This window comes from Rothia sp. ZJ932 (assembly GCF_016924835.1).
Classification (GTDB): domain Bacteria; phylum Actinomycetota; class Actinomycetes; order Actinomycetales; family Micrococcaceae; genus Rothia.
Genome location: NZ_CP070480.1, coordinates 1,648,083 through 1,667,389, shown reverse-complemented (window position 1 = coordinate 1,667,389; position 19,307 = coordinate 1,648,083). Strand labels below are relative to the sequence as shown.

Genomic DNA, 19,307 nt, shown 5'->3' with positions numbered 1-19,307 from the left:
TGTGCGACTCGCCGAAAATATTTTTTACCCCAAATTCTCCATGTGACTCAGAACTCATAATATTGTTATCTCAGTCATATAAAATTGAGGAGGTGGGTTATATGACCCAGCAACCAACACCAACACCGGCACCGGCACCGGAGGCACGAGCCTTCGACGCAGATCGGGTAGATTTCGCGGCAGCGCAGCGTAGCGATGCCTTTCAGAAACTTCGCAAAGACCAGCGTTCTTTTATTTTCCCGATGGCGCTTATCTTTCTCGTCTGGTATTTTCTCTACGCAATTTTGGCGATTTACGTGCCCAGCTTCATGACAACCAAGGTATGGGGCAACATCAATGTGGGTGTTGTGATGGGTCTTCTGCAGTTCGTTTCTACCTTTGCGATTACAGGACTGTACGTACGTTTTGCTAACCGCACTCTTGACCCCCAGGCAGCGGCTTTGCGTGCTGACCTCGAAAACGATGTTTACCTCTCAACTCACACCCGCGGGAGCCACTCATGAATACTCTTGTCATAGCAGCAGGCGAGGCGCAAGAAACCGTAGGCACCCCCTGGATCAACATGCTCGTTTTTGGGCTGTTCGTGGCAGCCACCATGGTGGTGGTGCTGCGCGCGTCCAAAAACAATAAAACCGCCGCAGACTACTACGCAGGTGGACGCTCCTTCAGCGGCACTCAGAACGGTCTCGCCATCGCCGGTGATTACCTCTCAGCAGCGTCCTTCTTGGGCATCGTGGGTGCTATTGCACTTCAGGGGTATGACGGCTTTCTCTACTCCATTGGCTTCTTAGTAGCGTGGCTGGTGGCTTTGCTACTGGTCGCTGAGATGCTGCGTAACACCGGTAAATTCACTATGGCAGATGTGCTGTCTTTCCGTTTGCGTCAGCGCCCGGTGCGTATTGCAGCGTGTATCTCAACCCTTGCCGTAACCCTCTTCTACTTACTGGCTCAGATGGCTGGTGCAGGTGCGCTGGTTTCACTGCTGATGGGTATTAGCTCCAAGGCAGGGCAGTCGCTGGTGATCGTTATTGTGGGCGTGCTGATGATCGTGTACGTACTCATCGGTGGAATGAAGGGCACAACTTGGGTTCAGATTATCAAGGCTTGCCTCTTGCTTGCGGCGGTGGGTGTCATGACCGTTTGGATTCTAGCTCTCAACGGCTTTAGCCTCTCAGCTCTGCTGGGGGCTGCGGTTGAAAATACTGGCAACCCCGCCCTGCTTGAACCCGGACTCAAGTACGGTCACAGCGAAATCGCTAAGCTCGACTTTATTTCACTGTCATTGGCTTTGGTCTTCGGTGCGGCTGGTCTGCCACACGTGCTCATGCGTTTTTACACGGTGCCCACCGCTAAAGAAGCTCGTAAGTCGGTGGTGTGGGCTATTAGTCTCATTGGCTTGTTCTACCTCTTCACCTTGGTGCTGGGTTACGGTGCCGCAGCTCTGGTTGGTCAGGACGCGATTAAAGCAGCACCCGGCGGTGTGAACTCGGCGGCTCCGTTGCTGGCTTTCCATCTGGGTGGCTCAGTACTCATGGGGCTGGTAGCAGCTATTGCGTTTGCAACTATTCTGGCTGTGGTTGCTGGTCTTGCTATCACCGCATCAGCATCCTTCGCTCACGATATTTACACCTCGGTGATCTGCAAGGGTGAGGCTGACCCCAAGAAAGAAATCAAGGTTGCTAAGACTACCGTGGTTGTTATCGGTTTGCTGGCGGTTGCAGGTGGCATCGGTGCCCAGGGGCAGAACGTTGCTTTCTTGGTAGCGCTTGCTTTCGCGGTTGCTGCCTCGGCTAACCTGCCCACCATTTTGTTCTCACTGTTCTGGAAGGGTTTTACTACTCGCGGCGCGGTGTGGTCAATGTACGGTGGTCTGATCTCGTCGGTTGTTCTCATCATTTTCTCCCCGGTTCTCTCGGGCGCTGAAACTTCAATGATTCCCGGAGCGGATTTTGCGATCTTCCCGCTGAGCAACCCCGGCTTGGTTTCCATTCCGCTGGCTTTCCTCTTGGGCTTCATCGGCTCCTTGACGGATGGTTCAGAGGACGAGTATAAGCAGGCTGAGATGGAAGTTCGCTCACTCACCGGCGTCGGCGCAGAGGGCGCAATCGACCACTAAAAACAATCAGTAACACCCCTCAAAAGATTTACCGGCACGCCCTGCTACCGCCTCTCGCAGTAGAGACAAAAGCACGGTGAGCCGGTAAATTTTTGTGGCTGTGACGGTTTTAGCCCGTATATTCTCACTGCACTATGAATAAAAACATACTTTCTGGTGAAATCCCCAAGACAGCTTATATTTTCCTTGTAAAGCAGATAAGATGAGGTTCAACAGCATAACGCAATTTAATGGCGTTTGCATGAACACATACATAGGAGAAAACCTCATGGGTATCATTGGTTGGATTATTCTTGGTCTTATTGCTGGCGCACTCGCTAAGCTCATCATGCCCGGCAAGCAGGGTGGTGGCATCCTCGTCACTATGGTTCTCGGCATCGTAGGCGCTATGCTCGGTGGCTTCTTGGGTAGTATGGTTCCCGGTCTGTCAGACGGCATTCAGTCATTCAGTATCGGCACTCTCTTTACCGCAGTTATTGGTTCACTGATCGTTCTGTGGATTTACGGTGCGGTAACCAAGCGCCGCTAAGTCCTGGCGACTTACATAACTTTCCACCCGCGTCCTTATATCAAGGACGCGGGTGCTTTGTTTGTGCGGGCACTGCAAGTAGCTGGGGTATGGGCAAAATAACCGCACTAAATAACCGCCGACTACAGAAGAACTGGCACAGTGGAAGAAACACACGCACCTGAAGGTTGAGAAAGAAACCGCATGAAAAGCATCTTTAGAATCATGAGTGCCACCAAGGAACTCATGCCCTACTACGTAGGAATTATCGTTTGTTCCATCGCTGTTTCTATCACAGCGCTTGCTGCACCGTTCGTCATCAAAGGCGCCACCGATACGGTAGTCAACACCCTCAACGGCTCAGATCCGCAACCGGTGAGCATCATCATCTGGTTCGCAGTTGCCTACTTTGCCTCTCAGCTGTTCAACACCGTCATTTCTAATATCGGGGGCTTTTGGGGCGACGTGATGAGCCAGAAAATGCGTACCATCCTCTCTAACCGCTACTACGAAAAGCTCATGGTTTTGCCCCAGAGCTACTTCGATTCGGAGCTCACAGGAACTATCATTTCGCGGCTTAACCGTTCAATTACCGAAATCACTAACTTCGTGAAGATGTTCTCCAACTCCTTCTTCACGATGATTATCACGACCATCGCCGTGATTGCTATTAGCGGCTGGTACTACTGGCCGCTGGCACTGCTGCTGGTGATTATCTTCCCGGTCTACTTCTGGCTCACCTCAAAGACCAGTGAAAAATGGCAGGTCTGGGAAGGCGACAAGAACAAGAACATTGACATCGCCTCCGGTCGCTTCAATGAGGTCATCGGTCAGATTCGCGTTGTTAAATCCTTTGGACAGGAGCGCCGCGAACTCGGGCTCTTCAGCAGCCACTTTGCAAAAACAATTGGACTCACCCGCTCTCAGTCCTCTTACTGGCACCGTATGGATGTTGCCCGCCGCGGCTTTCTTGACCTCATCTTTTTCGGTCTTTACCTCATGATTTTCGTGCGTACTCTCCGCGGCGACTTCACTATCGGCGACATGGTGCTTCTTATCCAGCTTATGAATATGGCAGTACACCCCATTTCGTCTTTGAGCTGGGTTGTTGATTCTGCTCAGCGAGCGATCGCCGGTTCAAAGGATTACTTCGATGTGATGGCTCTTGACGCTGACATGCGCGCCCTAGCTCTAGTAGGCGCAGAGGCACAGACCGAAGGCGTCCGCACGTCCCCGCTGACAACCCAGCCCGGCGGTAACCTCATAGCCTTTGACCGTGTGGCTTTCGGCTACGAGGGCGAAGCTAACGTTCTAGAAAACATTGACCTGACTATTAAACGCGGGGAAAAGATCGCTTTCGTGGGCGAATCGGGCGGCGGCAAGTCTACTCTCATGGCTTTGCTTGAGGGTCTCTACGACCCGCGTGAGGGTAAGGTTGTTGTTGACGGTCACGACATCGCCAGTGCAGATTTGGAGCAGCTACGTTCTCGCATCGGAATGGTTTTCCAGGACGCTTCTTTGTTCTCGGGAACTATCGCTGAGAATATCGCCTACTCCAACCCGCATGCCACCCGCGAGCAAATTGTGGCTGCCGCACAGAAGGCTAATGCCCACACCTTTATTGAGAAGTTCGCCGACGGTTATGACTCTTTGATTGGCGAACGCGGTCTGAAACTTTCGGGCGGTCAGAAGCAGCGTATTGCGGTGGCTCGCGCTATTCTCAAGGACGCGCCGATCCTGATTTTGGATGAGGCAACGTCGGCTCTTGATACCAAGGCTGAGCGAGCTGTTCAGAAGGGATTAGACGAACTGATGGAGGGTCGCACATCGTTGATTATCGCCCACCGCCTTTCGACGATTTCGGCGGTGGATCGCATCGTGACGCTCAAGGACGGGCACATCGACGAAATCGGTAGCCCAGCAGAACTTGCCGCCTCCGGTGGTATCTACGCAGAGCTTCTGGCACTGCAAGGTTCCGGTAAGAAATCCGATAAGAAGAGGTTGCAGAGCTTCGATATCGTCAGCTAATAATCTGCACAGAATCGTACCGCGCTAGCGTGAAAGTACTGTCTTTACGAAGAGTACTTTCACACTAACGCGGGGTACTTTCTTGTCAGTTCCGGGAAAATGTCTTACCCGGCAAAGAACTTTTCTAAGGCAACAAACAGCGAGTTCCAGAGTTTCAAAGACGCGGTGGCTTGGGGGAACATGAGATCGGCACCGTGGAACATACCCGGTATCTCAATGGTTTGTACCTGAACCCCGGCGTCGTGAAGGTTCTGGGCGTATGTCAGACATTCCGGGTGAAAAAGGTCGAGTGTGCCGACGCCCAACCAGGTGTTAGGCAGACCCTCGTAGTTTTCGCGGCGGGCAGGTGCGGCATATTTTGGGGCGTTCTCCTCTTGCACCTGCTCACCCAGGTAGAGATTCCAGGCGTACTTGTTCCACGCATCCGACCAGAAAAATTCCCCGCGATGCTCGTGCTCATCACGCAAAGCGGTGCGGTCATCCAACATGGGGTAGAGCAGCCCCTGAAAACCCACCGGATGCCCTGAATCGAGAGCCTTCTGCACCAATGCTGCTGCCAGGCCACCACCGGCACTCTTGCCTACCACGGCAATCTTTGCCGGGTCGATACCTAGTTTCTGGGTATTCATCTGCAACCAGCGCAAGGAAACATAGCAATCGTCTAAATCGGCGGGGAAGGGCTCCTCCTCCGCAGACCTATAGGCAACGCTTAAGATGGGAACGCCCACTGCCCGTGCCAGGCGTTTCACAAAAGGCTGGTCTGGCTCAGCGACCCCGCGTAAATGCCCGCCACCGTGAATAAAAAGGACAGCGCCATTGCTGGTTCTTGTCTCAGGAACATTCAGAAAAGACGGCTGACCGCCTGCTAAACCCTCAACACTCGGCGTAATGACCCGCACCCGTACAGGCTGTTGCTGTTCAGGTTGCGCTTCAAACTTCTTCCAGTTGCGTACACGCACTTTCAACCCCATTTTTACATGCCAGGGGGTGTAGAGCATCCAGTGGCGTAGCGAGGGATCAACCCGCTGCACTTTCGGTATCTGCTGCAGTGCATACGGTATAAGAGTGCTCATGCCCGGTCTCTGAACCTCGGGTGCCTGCATACCATCTGCCTTCCTCCAACAAAAAACCAATTCTCTTTCATTCTAGGGAGGAAACAGCGGCACAAGAGCGTGCCATACTTAAAACCATGAAATTTGGCGCGACACCTCCTGAATTTGGCACCCGTGAATCTCTCACCCCCGAGCTTCTTGATTTTCTGGGGGAGGGGCGTACGGTAACTATTCTTGGCTCTACTGGTTCCATTGGTACCCAGGCACTCGAAGTTATTGACCACATGGCGTCTCTTGCCTCAACGTTAACCGGTAGCCATGACGCTCCCTTGCGCGTAGTTGCTTTAGCTGCGGGACGTTCATCCCTGCCGTTGCTTGCCCGCCAGGCGGTCACTACCGGTGCGGCGCTGGTGGCTACCTCTGGTAACGCTGAGGACGCTGCCACACTCACCCAGCTGATCAAGGACGCCGCCGCTGTCGCCGGAGTTAGCTACACCCCGCGTATTGTCTACGGTCCGCAAGCCGCTACCGAAGCTGCAACTTTTGGGGCGGACGTGGTGCTCAACGGTATTACTGGTTCTATTGGTTTAGAGCCGACTCTTGCCGCTCTTCACTCTGGTCAGCAGGTGGCGCTGGCTAATAAAGAGTCGCTGATTGCTGGTGGCCCGCTGGTGCGCGCAGCGGTTGACGCTTCGCCGCTCGAACAGCCCTTGATTCCGGTGGACTCAGAACACTCAGCTCTCGCTCAAGCCTTAGCATCGGGTACTGACCGCGAAATTGACCGGCTTATTCTCACGGCAAGCGGTGGGCCTTTCCACGGTAAAACCCGTGAGCAGTTGCACGATGTAACTCCTGCTCAGGCGTTGGCTCACCCCACTTGGGATATGGGTCTGGTAGTGACTACTAACTCGGCATCTATGGTTAATAAGGCGCTGGAAGTCCTTGAAGCCCACCATCTTTTTGGTGTAGATCTTGACCGCATTGACGTGACCGTTCACCGCCAGTCGGTGGTACACTCCATGGTGCAGTTTGTGGACGGCTCAACCATTGCTCAGGCGTCCCCACCTACCATGTTGCTTCCTATCGCCTTGGGGCTGACCTGGCCCCACCGCGTCCCCGGCGTTGCAAACCCCTATGACTGGTCACAGTCTAGTAAGTGGACCTTCGAACCCCTCGATAACCAGGCATTCCCTGCTGTTGAGATGATTAAGCAGGCAGGCAAACGCGGCGGAACCTTCCCTGCCGCTTTTAATGCCTCTAATGAAGAAGCAGTTGCTGCCTTCCACGCCGGAAAAATTCGTTTTACCGACATGATCGATACCGTTCAGCGTGTGCTTGAAGAACATGAGAATTCGATAGCGAAAACTGAGGACGCACATCTCACCTTGGACGCCGTCCTTGAAGCAGAGAAATGGGCACGCGCCCGTGCCAACGAGATTCTGAGCTAACCATGCTCGCAAGCGTTCGAGCATAAAGAAACCCCGCTCACCCTATTCTATAAAGGCTAGGTGAGCGGGGTTTTACAGTCTATAGGTGAAACCTTTAGTAGACGGTCAGCCCGCGGGCGCGGAACTGATCGCGAATACGCTCGGTTTCCTCCTTAGTCGGAGGTTTTACGTCATCGAGCTTGTACTCCAAGCCCAGTGACTGCCACTTATCGGTGCCCATCTGGTGGAAAGGTAGAACCTCCACACGCTTGACCGCGTTGGGCCAACGGCACACAATATCGGCGACCTTCTCAACATTTTTATAAGAATCGGTGTAGCCGGGTACAGCGACAAAGCGAATCCACACGTCCTTACCCAACGCGTTGAGCCTGTCGCCAAAGTCAATGGTGGGCTGCAATTCTCTGCCGGTGACCTTTTTATACGTCTCCTCATCACCCGATTTAATATCAAGCAGAACCAGATCAACGTAGTCCAAGAATTCATTGGTCACTGTTTTGCCCAAGTACCCTGAGGTATCAATGCAGGTATGAACGCCCAAAGATTTAGCACTAATCAGCAGGTTCTCTGCGAAAGCTCGCTGCATCAGAACTTCACCACCAGAGATGGTGAGACCGCCACCGGTTGACTTAAAAATCTTGCGGTAGCGCTTAATTTTCTTCAGCAGCTCATCAATCATGATGGGTTTGCCATCGCGCATCTGAAAAGTATCGGGGTTGTGGCAGTAGAGACAGCGCAGCGGGCAACCGTTCATGAACACTGTCATGCGGGTACCCGGACCATCGACAGCGGTTACTAGCTCCCAGGAGTGAATAGAACCCATCTTGCCTTCGCGCATTAGCTTCAGCTGAGACGAACGCTCAAGATCGGTCATATCTCCAAGACCCCAGGTGCCAGCACCTGACTGACGAGCCTCTGGTGGAGCGAAACCCTGCTCCGCCAGAGGCTTGACTTCAATAGTCATTATTGAATTTATGCGCCCTGGTGGAAGGTGCGTGAGAGAACGTCAAGCTGCTGCTCGCGGGTAAGGCGAACAAAGTTGACTGCGTAACCTGAAACGCGAACGGTCAGGTTGGGGTAGTTATCGGGGTTCTCCATTGCGTCGATCAGGGTGTCCTTGTTTAGAACGTTGATGTTCGCGTGGTAGAGACCCTTGCTGTCGGCGGGCTTTGCCGCACGGTTAGCCTTCATCGATGCAAGGCGTTCTTCGTAAGTCTTGACAGCCATGATATGACCTTCTTTCGTTTGAAATATAAGGGTTTGCCGTGTAAAGGCGAGGATTAGTCTTCTTCAGGAATGAAGCCGGCATCGAGGATGCCAACCAGGTTCTTAACCTGCTCGTCCTTGTCACGACCCAACGCGGTCGGGGTGATCGTGTTGGTCAGTGAGATACCGTCGAGTGCGTCATCGTAGTCGAGCTTGCCGACTGAGAGCATCGAAGCAACCATACCGTGAGTGTCTTTACCGTTCTCGGGGTTTGCACCGGGGGAGAAGGGGTTACCAGCACGGTGGCCTGACGGGAAGTTACCGGTTGCCTTACCGTAGACAACGTTTGAGGTAATAGTCAGAACCGACTGGGTAGGAATAGCGTCGCGGTAGAGCGGGATAGCCTTGATCTTACTCATGACGGTATGGACGATAGTTGCAGCGATATCGTCTGCGCGGTCGTCATCATTGCCGTAGGCGGGGAAGTCGCCTTCGGTGATATAGTCAACAATCAGACCGGTCTCATCTCGTACAGGGGTTACCTTTGCGTACTTGATAGCTGCCAGCGAGTCAGCAACAATGGAGAGACCTGCGATACCGCAGCCCATTGCGCGGATGATGTCTGAGTCGTGCAGAGCCATTTCGATGGACTCATAGGCGTACTTGTCGTGGCTGTAGTGAATGATGTTCAGCGCCTCGACGTAGGTGCCGATAACCCAGTCCAACATTTCTTCGTACTTGTGCCAGACCTCATCAAAGTCGAGGGGCTCGTCGCCCTTGATGGGCTCATAGCCTTCAACAATCTGCTTGCCGGTCATCTCATCACGGCCACCGTTCAGTGCGTACAGCAGGGCCTTTGCAGCGTTGACGCGTGCGCCGAAGAACTGCATCTGCTTGCCGACCTTCATGGGGGATACGCAGCAAGCAATAGCTACGTCGTCGCCCCAGTGCTGACGAATCTGGGGGTCAGATTCGTACTGAATGGAAGAGGTCTCAATGGAGATTGCGGAGCAGAATTCCTTGTAGCCGTTGGGCAGCTGCTCGTCCCAGAAGATGGTGATGTTGGGCTCGGGAGCAGGACCAAGGTTACGCAGGGTCTGCAACAAACGGAAGGAGGTCTTAGTAACCAGGGTACGACCGTCTTCAGCAAAACCACCGTCTGACCAGGTTGCCCAGTAGGGGTCACCTGAGAAAATCTGATCGTAATCGATGGTGCGCAGGAATCGGGTAATACGCAATTTGATAACCAGTGCGTCAATCATTTCCTGAGCATCAGACTCGGTGATAGTGCCCTCTGCAAAGTCACGCTCGAAGTAGGCATCCAAGAAGCCTGAGAGACGACCGATGGACATTGCAGCGCCGTCCTGTGACTTCACCGATGCCAGGTAACCAAAGTAGGTCCACTGAACAGCTTCTTTAGCGTTGCGTGCAGGACCTGAGATGTCGAAGCCGTACTTCTCTGCCATCTTCTTCAAACGCTGCAGAGCTTTAATCTGCTCTGAGTGCTCTTCGCGGTAGCGTGCCCAGTGCTCTGAGAAACCTTGGTCCGCTACGGCGTCCTTTGCGCGTTCCTTATCAGCAATCAGCGCGTCAACACCGTAGAGAGCTACGCGGCGGTAGTCGCCGATGATGCGACCGCGGCCGTAAGCATCGGGCAGACCGGTGATGATGTGTGATGAACGAGCTGCGCGGATGCGAGGGGTGTAGATGTCGAAGACAGCCTGGTTGTGGGTCTTGCGGTACTCGGTGAAGATTTTCTTGACGTCTTCGTTGGGTACTTTACCCGCTTCTTTAATAGCGGTCTCAACCATGCGCCAGCCACCGTTGGGCATCATGGCGCGCTTGAGGGGCACATCAGTCTGCAGGCCGACGATAACGTCGTCGTCCTTTGAGATGTAGCCTGCATCGAAAGCATCGATTTCAGCGGGGGTTTCGGTGTCTACATCGTAAACGCGCTGCTTGCGCTCTACTGAGAGGAATTTCTTTTCAAGGGTGTCCCAGACTCGGAGGGTCTTTTCGGTGGGGCCTGCCAAGAATGATGCATCGCCCTCGTAGGGGGTGAAGTTCTTGAGAATGAAGTCGCGAACTTCGACAGCGCGCTTCCACTCGCCGTCGTTGAAGCCGCGCCACGCGTCCGCAAACTCGGGACGAATGAGGGTTGCCTCTTCGGCGTTGGCTAGTGCAGTCATGTGCTAGATGCTCCTTTGATGCTTACTAGTGAATGAACGTAGTTTCTTACTTAACAAGCCTATTGATGCAGTGAGAAAATACAAGGTGACGAAAATTTTTGCTGAGGTACCAGGCATGGGCTTGATTTTTAGAAAAATGGTTTTGACTAGGCTAAATACTGTTATATCGCATTTTTTATGCAAGATTTAGGTGTGTGTGGAGCCCAAAAATACCAAATATGACGTTAGGGTATTTTTTACTCAAAAAATTAGGTTCAAAGTACCTCAACAAACAGGTGAAAATAACCTCAAGTCCCGCTGGCGCAGACAACGCTTTCGCCATCAAGCAATATAGGTAAGCACCTCGAAGACTCCCAGGTTAGAGGGGTACTATCGAAATGCTATATGCAGAGGTAAGGGGCTTACCCGAACCCTAACACGCAACGCGAAAAAGTAAAGGTCATCAGTTAAGTGGGAATACTTTTGTTTCTGGTAGGTGTGCTGATCATGGCTCTCGCCATCGGCTTCTCAATCGGTCTGCACGAGGTAGGGCATTTGCTACCTGCCAAAAAATTTGGTGTGCGGGTACCCCAGTACATGATTGGCTTCGGCAAAACTCTCTTTTCGTGGCGTCGCGGTGAAACCGAGTACGGTGTCAAAGCGATTCCGCTGGGTGGCTATATTTCGATGATAGGTATGTACCCGCCGTCGAACGCTGAGGCGGGGTTGCGCGCTAGTACTACCGGTCCGTTTAGTCAGCTGGTAGAGGATGCGCGTGCTACCGACTATGAGCGCTTGCAACCGGGGGACGAGAACAGAGTTTTCTATAAACTGCCTATTTATAAGCGGATCATCATTATGCTGGGTGGGCCACTGATGAACCTTGCAATTGGCGTGGTGTGTACCGCCGTATTGATTCTGGGATTTGGTTCGGCGCAACCGACTACGACCGTTGCTTCCATGAGCGAGTGCGTTAAGACGGTAGTTGCTGCCCAGGAAAATGCTGCCACTTGCACCGATAAAGACCCTCAAGCTCCGGCGGCTCTTGCCGGGGTGCAGCTCAACGATACGGTGGTTGAGTTTGCCGGTGTGCGTATTGATAGCTGGGAACAGCTGACCGAACTTATTCGCGCTCATGCTAATAAGGAAGTTTCTATGACGGTGTTGCGTGAGGGGGAAGAGAAGCAACTACGTATTGAACCCATGCTGACTGCGCGTCCTCTCTTTAATGAGGTTACTGGCAGCTATGAAACCAACCCTGATGGTAGCTATAAAACCCGTGATGTTGGCTTTATTGGTGTGGGTCCTGACACACAGCTGGTACCGGGAACTGCCGGGGAAGTCATGCCAATAGTGGGGGAGCAGCTGCGTAGCATCTACGCGTCCGTACTGAGATTGCCTGCCCGTGTGTGGGACGTTGCGGTGGTCTTGGCAACCAACGGGGAGCGTGATCCCGATGGTCCTATGTCGGTGGTGGGCGTAGGGCGTATTGCCGGTGAGGTGGCTGCCACCGATCAGATTAACCTGAAAGAAAAAGCTGCGACCTTGGTGTCGATGATTGGTACTTTGAACCTTTTTCTTTTTGCTTTCAACCTTATTCCCCTTTTGCCCTTGGATGGCGGGCACGTCTTGGGTGCTCTGTGGGAGTCTGTACGCAGAGGGTTCGCTCGTCTTGCTGGTAAACCAGACCCCGGAGCTTTTGACGCTGCGCGTTTGCTGCCGCTGACCTTCGTGGTGGCGGGCTCATTTATGGTGATGTCGTTGGTGCTTATTGTTGCTGATATTTTCAAGCCGGTGAGCCTGTTCTAAGCCCTGTAGATAACGCTGGTGCATTTAGCTGTGAGCCAGCCTAAGTCTCTTCATAAAACCTCGTGTACTGGTGCACAATAGAAGATGACACACTATGCTCTTTAAAACTAAAGAGTAAACGTAAGTTTTGGAGGAACGCTTTGACCGCGGTCAATCTAGGAATGCCCCTGCCGCCTGCGCCCACTTTGGCACCGCGTCGCAAGACCCGTCAGTTTTCTGTGGGCAAGGTTGGTGTTGGTTCTGACTCACCCGTTTCGGTGCAGTCAATGACCACCACAAAAACCCACGATATCGGTGCAACCTTGCAACAGATCGCTGAGCTGACCGCTGCTGGTTGCGATATTGTGCGCGTTGCCTGCCCCACTGATAAGGACGCTGAGGCACTGCCTATTATCGCTAAGCAGTCACAGATTCCCGTGATTGCTGATATTCACTTTCAGCCCAAGTACGTCTACCAGGCAATTGAAGCAGGCTGTGGTGCTGTGCGTGTGAACCCCGGTAACATTCGCAAGTTTGATGACCAGGTCAAAGAGATCGCGCAGATGGCGAAAGATCACGGCACCTCTATTCGTATTGGTGTTAACGGTGGTTCGCTTGATAAGCGCCTCCTTGAAAAGTACGGACGCGCCACTCCTGAGGCTCTGGTGGAGTCAGCTGTTTGGGAGGCTTCCCTCTTTGAAGAGCACGGTTTCAATGACTTCAAGATTTCGGTGAAGCACAATGACCCCGTGATTATGGTGGAGGCTTATCGTCAGCTGGCTGCTGCCGGTGACTGGCCCCTGCACCTGGGCGTGACCGAAGCTGGTCCTGCCTTCCAGGGCACCATCAAAAGCGCGACTGCTTTCGGTGCTTTGCTCTCTGATGGCATTGGTGACACCATTCGTGTTTCTTTGTCTGCCCCTCCCGTTGAAGAGGTCAAGGTTGGCTCACAAATTCTTGAATCGCTGAACCTGCGTCCGCGTAAGCTCGATATTGTTTCGTGCCCCTCGTGTGGACGCGCGCAGGTGGATGTGTGGGAGCTAGCAGAGAACGTCACCGCAGGTTTGGAGGGCATGAAGGTGCCCCTGCGCGTTGCTGTCATGGGTTGCGTCGTCAATGGTCCTGGTGAAGCACGCGAGGCTGATTTGGGTGTTGCCTCGGGCAACGGCAAGGGCCAGATTTTCGTCAAGGGTGAGGTTATCAAGACCGTTCCTGAAGACCAGATTGTTGAAACCCTCATCGAAGAAGCTAACCGCATTGCAGCTGAAATGGAAGCCAGCGGTCTCTACGTTCCAGAGGGTACCCCCTCCGTCAATGTCAGCAACTAATGCGTGATAGCCCCTCTTGTTCTGTAAGGGGTTAGACACACTAACGAGCCGCCGGGGTATATGAAACCTAAATTTGCACGCGATCAACGTGTGATTCTTCGACCGCTGACCAGCCAGTATTTCGAAGACCTTCACCGGATGATGTCATATGATCCGGTGGCTCATCTCTTTGAAGCCGAGCATCTGAATACCTTTGGGCTGCCTGCCACGGGTAGGGCGCTGCCGGTGCGTCCGCCCTATGGGTTTGTAGGAATTTTTGAGCGTGAAGTACCTGACCCCGGTAGTTTATCGGCTTACTCAGAGACTGCGAACCCGGTACCGCAGGTTATTCGCACTATGACCCAGCATTTTTTGGGGCGGTCAGCCACTACCACACCGGCACCGCGTGAAGAGCTGGTGGGTGCCATCTGGTTGGGTGGCAACTGCGTACCGTTGCAGGTACCCGAGCGGTACCTTGATGCTACCGCTGAATTTATCATGAGCAACAGCAGGTACCTCGCCTCGATATTTGGGGTTGCAGAGCTTGTGCGGCCGTTGTGGGAGCGCTCCCAGCATGGCTTTCAGTCGGTCATGGACGAACGCCCCCACCAGCCACTGCTCTACCTTGCTCCTCATACGCAGCTTCACGCACAGGCAGACCTCTACCGGCATAACCTGCGCGTGCCAGCCATTGACTACGGTGTGCGCTGGGCGCGCACCACCGACCGCTCATCACTTTTGCAAGCCTCAGTCGCTATGTTCACCGAGGAGGTGGGCTACGACCCGCTCGAACGGGACGCTACGGGCTATGCTCGACGTGTCAGCGAGTTCATCACTGGCGGACGCTCCCTGGTAGCAACGAACAGTGAGGGCGTGGTGGTCTTCAAAGTAGATTTGGGGCTTGCCCACAACAACCACTGCCAGTTGCAGGGGGTCTGGTTGCACCCGGCATACCGCGGTCATGGACTTTCGGCGCCGCTCCTTGCCCAAGCATGCCAGTTGATTCGACCCCGCTACGCTCACATCTCGCTCTACGTCAATGACTATAATGCGCGCGCTCGTGCGCTCTACCGGGCTGTTGGCTTCGAACAGATTAATACGTTTTCGACGATTCTTTTCTAGTGCCTCTGGTGCTGCTAAGAAGCATGTACTCATGTAGTTCCTGACGGAACACATCACTAGTAGCCTGACATACACTTGGTAGCATCTTGTTGTAACGTCCCTTTTTGTTGTATGAAAGAGGGCAGGCGGACGCGGTAAACTGCTAGAGATACTAAATGCAGGCAGCCTACGGGTGTGCCGTGCGAGCTCAACACAAAGATTGGATAAGATTCACGGTGGCAACTCGCCTTTCAAACCTTTTTCTGCGCACTTTGCGTGAAGACCCGGTAGATGCCGAAGTCGCAAGCCACAAGTTACTGGTGCGTGCCGGCTACATTCGTCGTGCCGCACCCGGTATTTATACCTGGTTGCCGCTCGGTCTGAAGGTTCTGAGCAAGGTCGAGAACATTGTGCGTGAAGAAATGAATGCTATTGGTGCTCAGGAAGTTCACTTTCCTGCCCTGCTGCCGCGTGAGCCCTATGAGACCACCAACCGTTGGGACGAGTACGGCGATAACCTCTTCCGCCTCAAAGACCGTAAGGGCACCGATATGCTCTTGGCACCCACCCACGAAGAGATGTTCACCCTGCTTGTAAAAGATCTCTACTCTTCTTACAAAGACCTTCCGGTGACCCTGTACCAGATTCAGACCAAGTACCGCGACGAGGCGCGTCCGCGTGCGGGTCTGTTGCGCGGACGCGAGTTCGTGATGAAGGATTCTTACTCCTTCGATATTGACGACGCTGGTCTTGAAGAGGCATACCTGGCGCACCGCGCTGCCTACCAGCGAATCTTTGAACGCCTGGGTTTGGACATCGTCATTGTGCAGGCGCAGTCCGGCGCTATGGGTGGTTCCCGCTCAGAAGAGTTCTTGCACCCCACTGCTATCGGTGAAGATACCTTTGTGCGCTCAGCAGGTGGCTACGCCGCTAACGTTGAAGCGGTCACTACGGTGGTTCCCGACCCCGTGGATGCATCGAACACTCCGGTAGCGCAGGTTTTCGAAACCCCCGATTCCCCGACCATCGAAACCCTGGTTGATCAGTCTAATAAGCTGTACCCCAGAGAAGGTCGTGATTGGGCAGCGGCTGACACCCTCAAAAACGTTATCGTTGCTGTGATTGATCCGGCTGGCGAGCGCCACATGGTTGCTATCGGTCTTCCTGGCGACCGCGCAGTAGATATGGCTCGTGTTGAGGTGAACATCGGTGCCCTGCTGGGTATTGGTGGCGAAGTTGAGGTCGAGGCGGCAACCGAAGAAGATCTCAAGAACTTCCCCCAGCTGGTTAAGGGGTACATCGGCCCCGGTTTGACCCTGGATGCGCCCTTGTTGGGCAAAGAATCAACCACTGGTATTCCCTACTTCCTTGACCCTCGCGTCGTCGATGGTTCTGACTGGATTACCGGTGCTAATGAGCATGGCAAGCACGTCTACTACCTGGTTGCTGGACGCGATTTCACCGCTGACGGTGTCGTTGAGGCGTGCGAGGTGCGTGAGGGCGATATGGCTCCCGATGGTTCTGGTCCGCTGGAAGCAGCTCGCGGTATCGAGATGGGGCACATCTTCCAGCTTGGTCGCAAGTACGCTGAGGCGCTCGGTTTGAAGGTTCTTGATAACAACGGTAAGTTGCAGACCGTCACTATGGGTTCGTACGGCGTCGGCGTTACCCGTGCGCTGGCAGCTATTGCCGAGGGAAACCACGATGAGAAGGGCTTGATCTGGCCCCGTCACCTGGCACCGGCAGATGTGCATGTGGTTATTACCGGCAAGGGCGAGGAAATTTTCTCCTACGGTGATGAACTGGTTGCTGAGCTGGAGGCAGCTGGTCTTGAGGTGATGGTCGATGACCGCCCCAAGGCATCCCCCGGTGTGAAGTTCGGTGATGCTGAACTGCTGGGTGTTCCCACTATTGTGGTGATTGGTCGCGGTTACAAAGATGGCGTACTTGAGCTTAAAGATCGTCGTAGTGGCGAGGCACGCAATATTCAGGTAGCCACCGCAGTCGATGAAGTTATTGCTGAGGTTCGCGGCTAACGCCGGTGAGTGTCAAAGCAGGTGCCCCACCAAAGTGCAGTGGGGTACCTGCCTTTTATTATTTTAGGCGGCGCGTCGAGCCTCATTAATGATGTGGGGCTGAGACGGTGCTTCTTGTAGCCTTGTCGTATGGAAGCCTTAGCCCCTACCGCTATCATCTTGCTTTTGTTCGCTGCCTTACTGGCAGGGTGGGTGGATGCGGTAGTGGGTGGCGGTGGGCTCATTCAGCTACCGGCGGTGTTGCTGGTTCCTGGACTCACACCGGTGCAAGCGCTCGCGGTGAATAAGCTGAGTTCTATCTGCGGTACTATCACCAGCGCCGTGACCTACTACCGGCGAACCACTACCGATATAAAAACGGCTTTGCCGATGGCTACTCTAGCCCTGTGCGCGAGTTGTGGTGGGGCAGCGGCTGCCACGATAATTCCTGCCCAAGTGTTCACGCCCATTATTATCGTTGCCCTCTTCGCGGTGCTTGTGTTTACTATCGTTAAGCCTGCCGAAGGGGAGCTTACAGCACTGAGAATCACGGGCAGGAAACACCTGGGCATCGCTTTGGGGCTTGCGGCAGGAATCGGCTTTTATGACGGTATCTTGGGCCCTGGCACCGGATCGTTTTTGATGATGGGTATGGTGGTTTTTCTGGGATACTCTATGCTGCAATCTGTCGCGCAGACCAAGGTCATTAACGCTGCAACCAACCTTGGTGCTCTCATTTTCTTTACGCTGGGTGGTCACCAAATCTGGGCTCTCGGCCTACTGATGGGGTTTGCCAATATGGTGGGCGGTTACTGGGGAGCGCGCACAGCTATTGCCCGCGGCGCTGGCTTCATTCGGGTGCTCATGGTAGTTGTGGTCAGTGCGTTGATTCTCAAATTGGGGTGGGACGCGCTCGCGTCCTAGAGCGTCAAAGCTGGTAGGTTGCTATGCCCTTAGCAGGGCATCTAGAGCGATAAGGTGTACATCTGAGGCATCGTTGAAGGCTGGGTCTGCCAATACTGCCAGTAGGTTTTGAATAATAACGCCATGGTAGGTAGCCAGCGCATCGGTCACCGCGCCGTTATCGAGTACGTAGCTAGGACGCTGCGTGGGGGAGTGGTCGGTGCAGTTTAGTTCTGCTTCAAGTTCAGTAAGAACCTGACGTGCGTAGTGACCTGCACCTTCAAGGGCGGCAGCTTCTTCTGCGGTATACCCGACAAAATCAGCCCTGGCACTGGAGACCTCGGCGTAGTACTTGAGGGAATAGAGAGACTGGGCGAGCGCATCTACAGTACTTACTGCCTGCATCTGGTCAGCTTCAGCACCTGAGGCGCCGGTTTCTTCGGGAACCTCGCACTGCCCTACCCTTTCGTGTTTAAATGCCTCATCGATTGTCTCTCGCGAAAGCTCCTCGTCAGTTTCTTGGGTAGCAGAAAGCCAGCTGTGAGCTGTCTGCGCGGTAAAGACACGCTGCTGAGGGGTTTGCGCCTCAAGGCTTGCGGCAACCAGACGTTCGAACAGCTCCTGCGAGGATACCTGGGAATCTGCAGGCTGCTGACGCGCTTGCTCAACCGCGGCTTCGGGCAGCTGCTCCAGCGCGTCCTGCACAACCTGGTCTTGTTCATTGCTGAGGTCACCGTGCGCCTGTACCGCCAGCATATGCTGAGCTATCGTGCGTTCACCGCTCAGGCTCTCATACACCTTATTCTGCTGACCTACCGCAGAAAAGCCCAGCAGCGCAAAAACCACTGCCACTACGGTGGCAATGACCGCACCCCACGTGAGAAAACGCATGAACCCTCAACCTCATCAACTAACAACGACAAGCGCCTGCAACTAACTTGCCCACGAACACACCTTACACGGTGCGTTAGACTGGTATCTACGTTCAACTACCCGAGGTGAGTACATCAATGGCTAAAAACAAAGACGCAGCAAATGCCCGCGACCGCCGCGCCGCTGAACGCGCAGCAACAGGCACCACCACCCCCACCCCTCAACAGTCCTCCTTCCTCAACGTAGATGAACTGCGTGAGAACCTGCTACCGATGATCGACCAATTCAGTCTGCACCTGGAAGCCCTCAAGACAAAAGGCAATGGAGTTAACAAGACTCTCGAAATCATTGTCGACCTGCACGAAGACCGCACTGACTTCGTTTCACTCGACACACTGGCTGAAGTATCCCAGGCAATTAGCGCCAAGCTCGATGAGCTAGAAGACGGCGACTCTCCCTACCTCCTTGAAGTGTCTTCACCCGGAGCTACTCGTTCGCTGATCGAACGCCGCCACTGGAAGCGCTCCATCGGTCGCCTGATTAATATCACCGACGTGCAGGGTGAGAAGTTCCTGGCACGCCTACACGAAGTCACCGACGCCGGTGCTGTGATTTCCCGTAAAAAAGAAACGAAGAAGGGGCAAAAACCCTCCTACAAAGACCCCGAAACTATCAAATGGAGCACAATTTCTGCCGCAAAAGTAGAAATTGAGTTCACCAACTAACCTGTATTCGATAGAATCAAAGAGACAACTCATTACTTTTGTCTCAGTTTGCGCAGCGTCGAGCAAACTGTG

16 protein-coding genes are annotated in these 19,307 nt (G+C 53.8%); 11 read left to right on the top strand and 5 right to left on the bottom strand.

All coding sequences use genetic code 11. The annotated features are described in order from the left end of the window. The first annotated feature begins 101 nt into the window (after positions 1 to 101). The 4 genes from JR346_RS07630 (at position 102) to JR346_RS07615 (ending at position 4,652) form a co-directional block, all read left to right on the top strand. Positions 102 to 503 (top strand): DUF485 domain-containing protein, encoded by a 402-nt coding sequence (locus tag JR346_RS07630; RefSeq protein WP_205482136.1) that lies wholly within the window; start codon positions 102 to 104, stop codon positions 501 to 503. Then, positions 500 to 2,116 carry a cation acetate symporter gene (locus JR346_RS07625; protein WP_204877311.1) on the top strand — a complete coding sequence of 539 codons (1,617 nt, stop codon included), beginning with the start codon at positions 500 to 502 and terminating at the stop codon, positions 2,114 to 2,116. Before JR346_RS07630 ends, JR346_RS07625 begins: the two co-directional genes overlap by 4 nt. A gap of 268 nt (positions 2,117 to 2,384) precedes the next feature. Next, a complete protein-coding gene (locus JR346_RS07620) occupies positions 2,385 to 2,645 on the top strand; it encodes a GlsB/YeaQ/YmgE family stress response membrane protein (protein ID WP_204877516.1) in 261 nt (86 codons plus the stop codon). 183 nt (positions 2,646 to 2,828) lie between these two features. Continuing rightward, positions 2,829 to 4,652: an ABC transporter ATP-binding protein gene (locus JR346_RS07615; RefSeq protein WP_205482135.1), complete on the top strand. Its 1,824-nt coding sequence runs from the start codon at positions 2,829 to 2,831 to the stop codon at positions 4,650 to 4,652. 104 nt (positions 4,653 to 4,756) lie between these two features. On the opposite strand, the gene JR346_RS07610 is transcribed toward JR346_RS07615, so the two are convergent. Continuing rightward, positions 4,757 to 5,725: an alpha/beta hydrolase gene (locus JR346_RS07610; protein WP_205482134.1), complete on the bottom strand. Its 969-nt coding sequence runs from the start codon at positions 5,723 to 5,725 to the stop codon at positions 4,757 to 4,759. Between the two features lie 116 nt (positions 5,726 to 5,841). On the opposite strand from JR346_RS07610, the gene dxr reads away from it, so the two are divergent. Then, the gene (gene dxr / locus JR346_RS07605) at positions 5,842 to 7,152 is read left to right on the top strand and encodes a 1-deoxy-D-xylulose-5-phosphate reductoisomerase (RefSeq protein WP_205482133.1); all 1,311 of its coding nucleotides are present in this window, start codon (positions 5,842 to 5,844) and stop codon (positions 7,150 to 7,152) included. A gap of 94 nt (positions 7,153 to 7,246) precedes the next feature. On the opposite strand, the gene pflA is transcribed toward dxr, so the two are convergent. The 3 genes from pflA to pflB are packed head-to-tail and all read right to left on the bottom strand — an operon-like array spanning position 7,247 to position 10,544. After that, complete coding sequence (pflA, locus tag JR346_RS07600; RefSeq protein ID WP_204877307.1) at positions 7,247 to 8,113, bottom strand: pyruvate formate-lyase-activating protein; 867 nt, start codon at positions 8,111 to 8,113, stop codon at positions 7,247 to 7,249. An 8-nt stretch (positions 8,114 to 8,121) separates the two neighbouring features. Continuing rightward, positions 8,122 to 8,376, bottom strand: a complete 255-nt coding sequence (gene grcA2 / locus JR346_RS10510; protein ID WP_204877306.1) for an autonomous glycyl radical cofactor GrcA2 — start codon at positions 8,374 to 8,376, stop codon at positions 8,122 to 8,124. A 53-nt stretch (positions 8,377 to 8,429) separates the two neighbouring features. Next, positions 8,430 to 10,544, bottom strand: a complete 2,115-nt coding sequence (pflB, locus tag JR346_RS07590; RefSeq protein WP_205482132.1) for a formate C-acetyltransferase — start codon at positions 10,542 to 10,544, stop codon at positions 8,430 to 8,432. Positions 10,545 to 10,994: 450 nt separating this feature from the next. Here pflB and JR346_RS07585 point away from each other — a divergent pair, with 450 nt between their 5' ends. The 5 genes from JR346_RS07585 (at position 10,995) to JR346_RS07565 (ending at position 17,658) form a co-directional block, all read left to right on the top strand. Next, positions 10,995 to 12,332 (top strand): RIP metalloprotease, encoded by a 1,338-nt coding sequence (locus JR346_RS07585; RefSeq protein ID WP_204877304.1) that lies wholly within the window; start codon positions 10,995 to 10,997, stop codon positions 12,330 to 12,332. 140 nt (positions 12,333 to 12,472) lie between these two features. Next, the gene (gene ispG / locus JR346_RS07580; RefSeq protein WP_204877303.1) at positions 12,473 to 13,639 is read left to right on the top strand and encodes a flavodoxin-dependent (E)-4-hydroxy-3-methylbut-2-enyl-diphosphate synthase; all 1,167 of its coding nucleotides are present in this window, start codon (positions 12,473 to 12,475) and stop codon (positions 13,637 to 13,639) included. Positions 13,640 to 13,699: 60 nt separating this feature from the next. Next, a complete protein-coding gene (locus tag JR346_RS07575) occupies positions 13,700 to 14,740 on the top strand; it encodes a GNAT family N-acetyltransferase (RefSeq protein ID WP_205482131.1) in 1,041 nt (346 codons plus the stop codon). A gap of 215 nt (positions 14,741 to 14,955) precedes the next feature. Further along, a complete protein-coding gene (locus tag JR346_RS07570) occupies positions 14,956 to 16,755 on the top strand; it encodes a proline--tRNA ligase (RefSeq protein ID WP_205482130.1) in 1,800 nt (599 codons plus the stop codon). A gap of 129 nt (positions 16,756 to 16,884) precedes the next feature. Next, positions 16,885 to 17,658 (top strand): TSUP family transporter, encoded by a 774-nt coding sequence (locus tag JR346_RS07565; RefSeq protein ID WP_205482129.1) that lies wholly within the window; start codon positions 16,885 to 16,887, stop codon positions 17,656 to 17,658. A gap of 21 nt (positions 17,659 to 17,679) precedes the next feature. On the opposite strand, the gene JR346_RS07560 is transcribed toward JR346_RS07565, so the two are convergent. Next, positions 17,680 to 18,528, bottom strand: coding sequence for a hypothetical protein (locus tag JR346_RS07560; RefSeq protein WP_205482128.1), 849 nt, complete (start codon positions 18,526 to 18,528; stop codon positions 17,680 to 17,682). A 119-nt stretch (positions 18,529 to 18,647) separates the two neighbouring features. On the opposite strand from JR346_RS07560, the gene rimP reads away from it, so the two are divergent. After that, entirely contained in the window at positions 18,648 to 19,235 is a 588-nt protein-coding gene (rimP, locus tag JR346_RS07555) for a ribosome maturation factor RimP (protein WP_205482127.1), read from the top strand. Positions 19,236 to 19,307: the final 72 nt, after the last annotated feature.

Bases quoted from the DNA above. Each gene is read 5' to 3' on its own strand.
- JR346_RS07630 (WP_205482136.1), top strand. From the start codon at position 102: ATGACCCAGCAACCAACACCAACACCGGCACCGGCACCGGAGGCACGA.
- JR346_RS07625 (WP_204877311.1), top strand. From the start codon at position 500: ATGAATACTCTTGTCATAGCAGCAGGCGAGGCGCAAGAAACCGTAGGC.
- JR346_RS07620 (WP_204877516.1), top strand. From the start codon at position 2,385: ATGGGTATCATTGGTTGGATTATTCTTGGTCTTATTGCTGGCGCACTC.
- JR346_RS07615 (WP_205482135.1), top strand. From the start codon at position 2,829: ATGAAAAGCATCTTTAGAATCATGAGTGCCACCAAGGAACTCATGCCC.
- JR346_RS07610 (WP_205482134.1), bottom strand. From the start codon at position 5,725: ATGAGCACTCTTATACCGTATGCACTGCAGCAGATACCGAAAGTGCAG.
- dxr (WP_205482133.1), top strand. From the start codon at position 5,842: ATGAAATTTGGCGCGACACCTCCTGAATTTGGCACCCGTGAATCTCTC.
- pflA (WP_204877307.1), bottom strand. From the start codon at position 8,113: ATGACTATTGAAGTCAAGCCTCTGGCGGAGCAGGGTTTCGCTCCACCA.
- grcA2 (WP_204877306.1), bottom strand. From the start codon at position 8,376: ATGGCTGTCAAGACTTACGAAGAACGCCTTGCATCGATGAAGGCTAAC.
- pflB (WP_205482132.1), bottom strand. From the start codon at position 10,544: ATGACTGCACTAGCCAACGCCGAAGAGGCAACCCTCATTCGTCCCGAG.
- JR346_RS07575 (WP_205482131.1), top strand. From the start codon at position 13,700: ATGAAACCTAAATTTGCACGCGATCAACGTGTGATTCTTCGACCGCTG.
- JR346_RS07565 (WP_205482129.1), top strand. From the start codon at position 16,885: ATGGAAGCCTTAGCCCCTACCGCTATCATCTTGCTTTTGTTCGCTGCC.
- JR346_RS07560 (WP_205482128.1), bottom strand. From the start codon at position 18,528: ATGCGTTTTCTCACGTGGGGTGCGGTCATTGCCACCGTAGTGGCAGTG.
- rimP (WP_205482127.1), top strand. From the start codon at position 18,648: ATGGCTAAAAACAAAGACGCAGCAAATGCCCGCGACCGCCGCGCCGCT.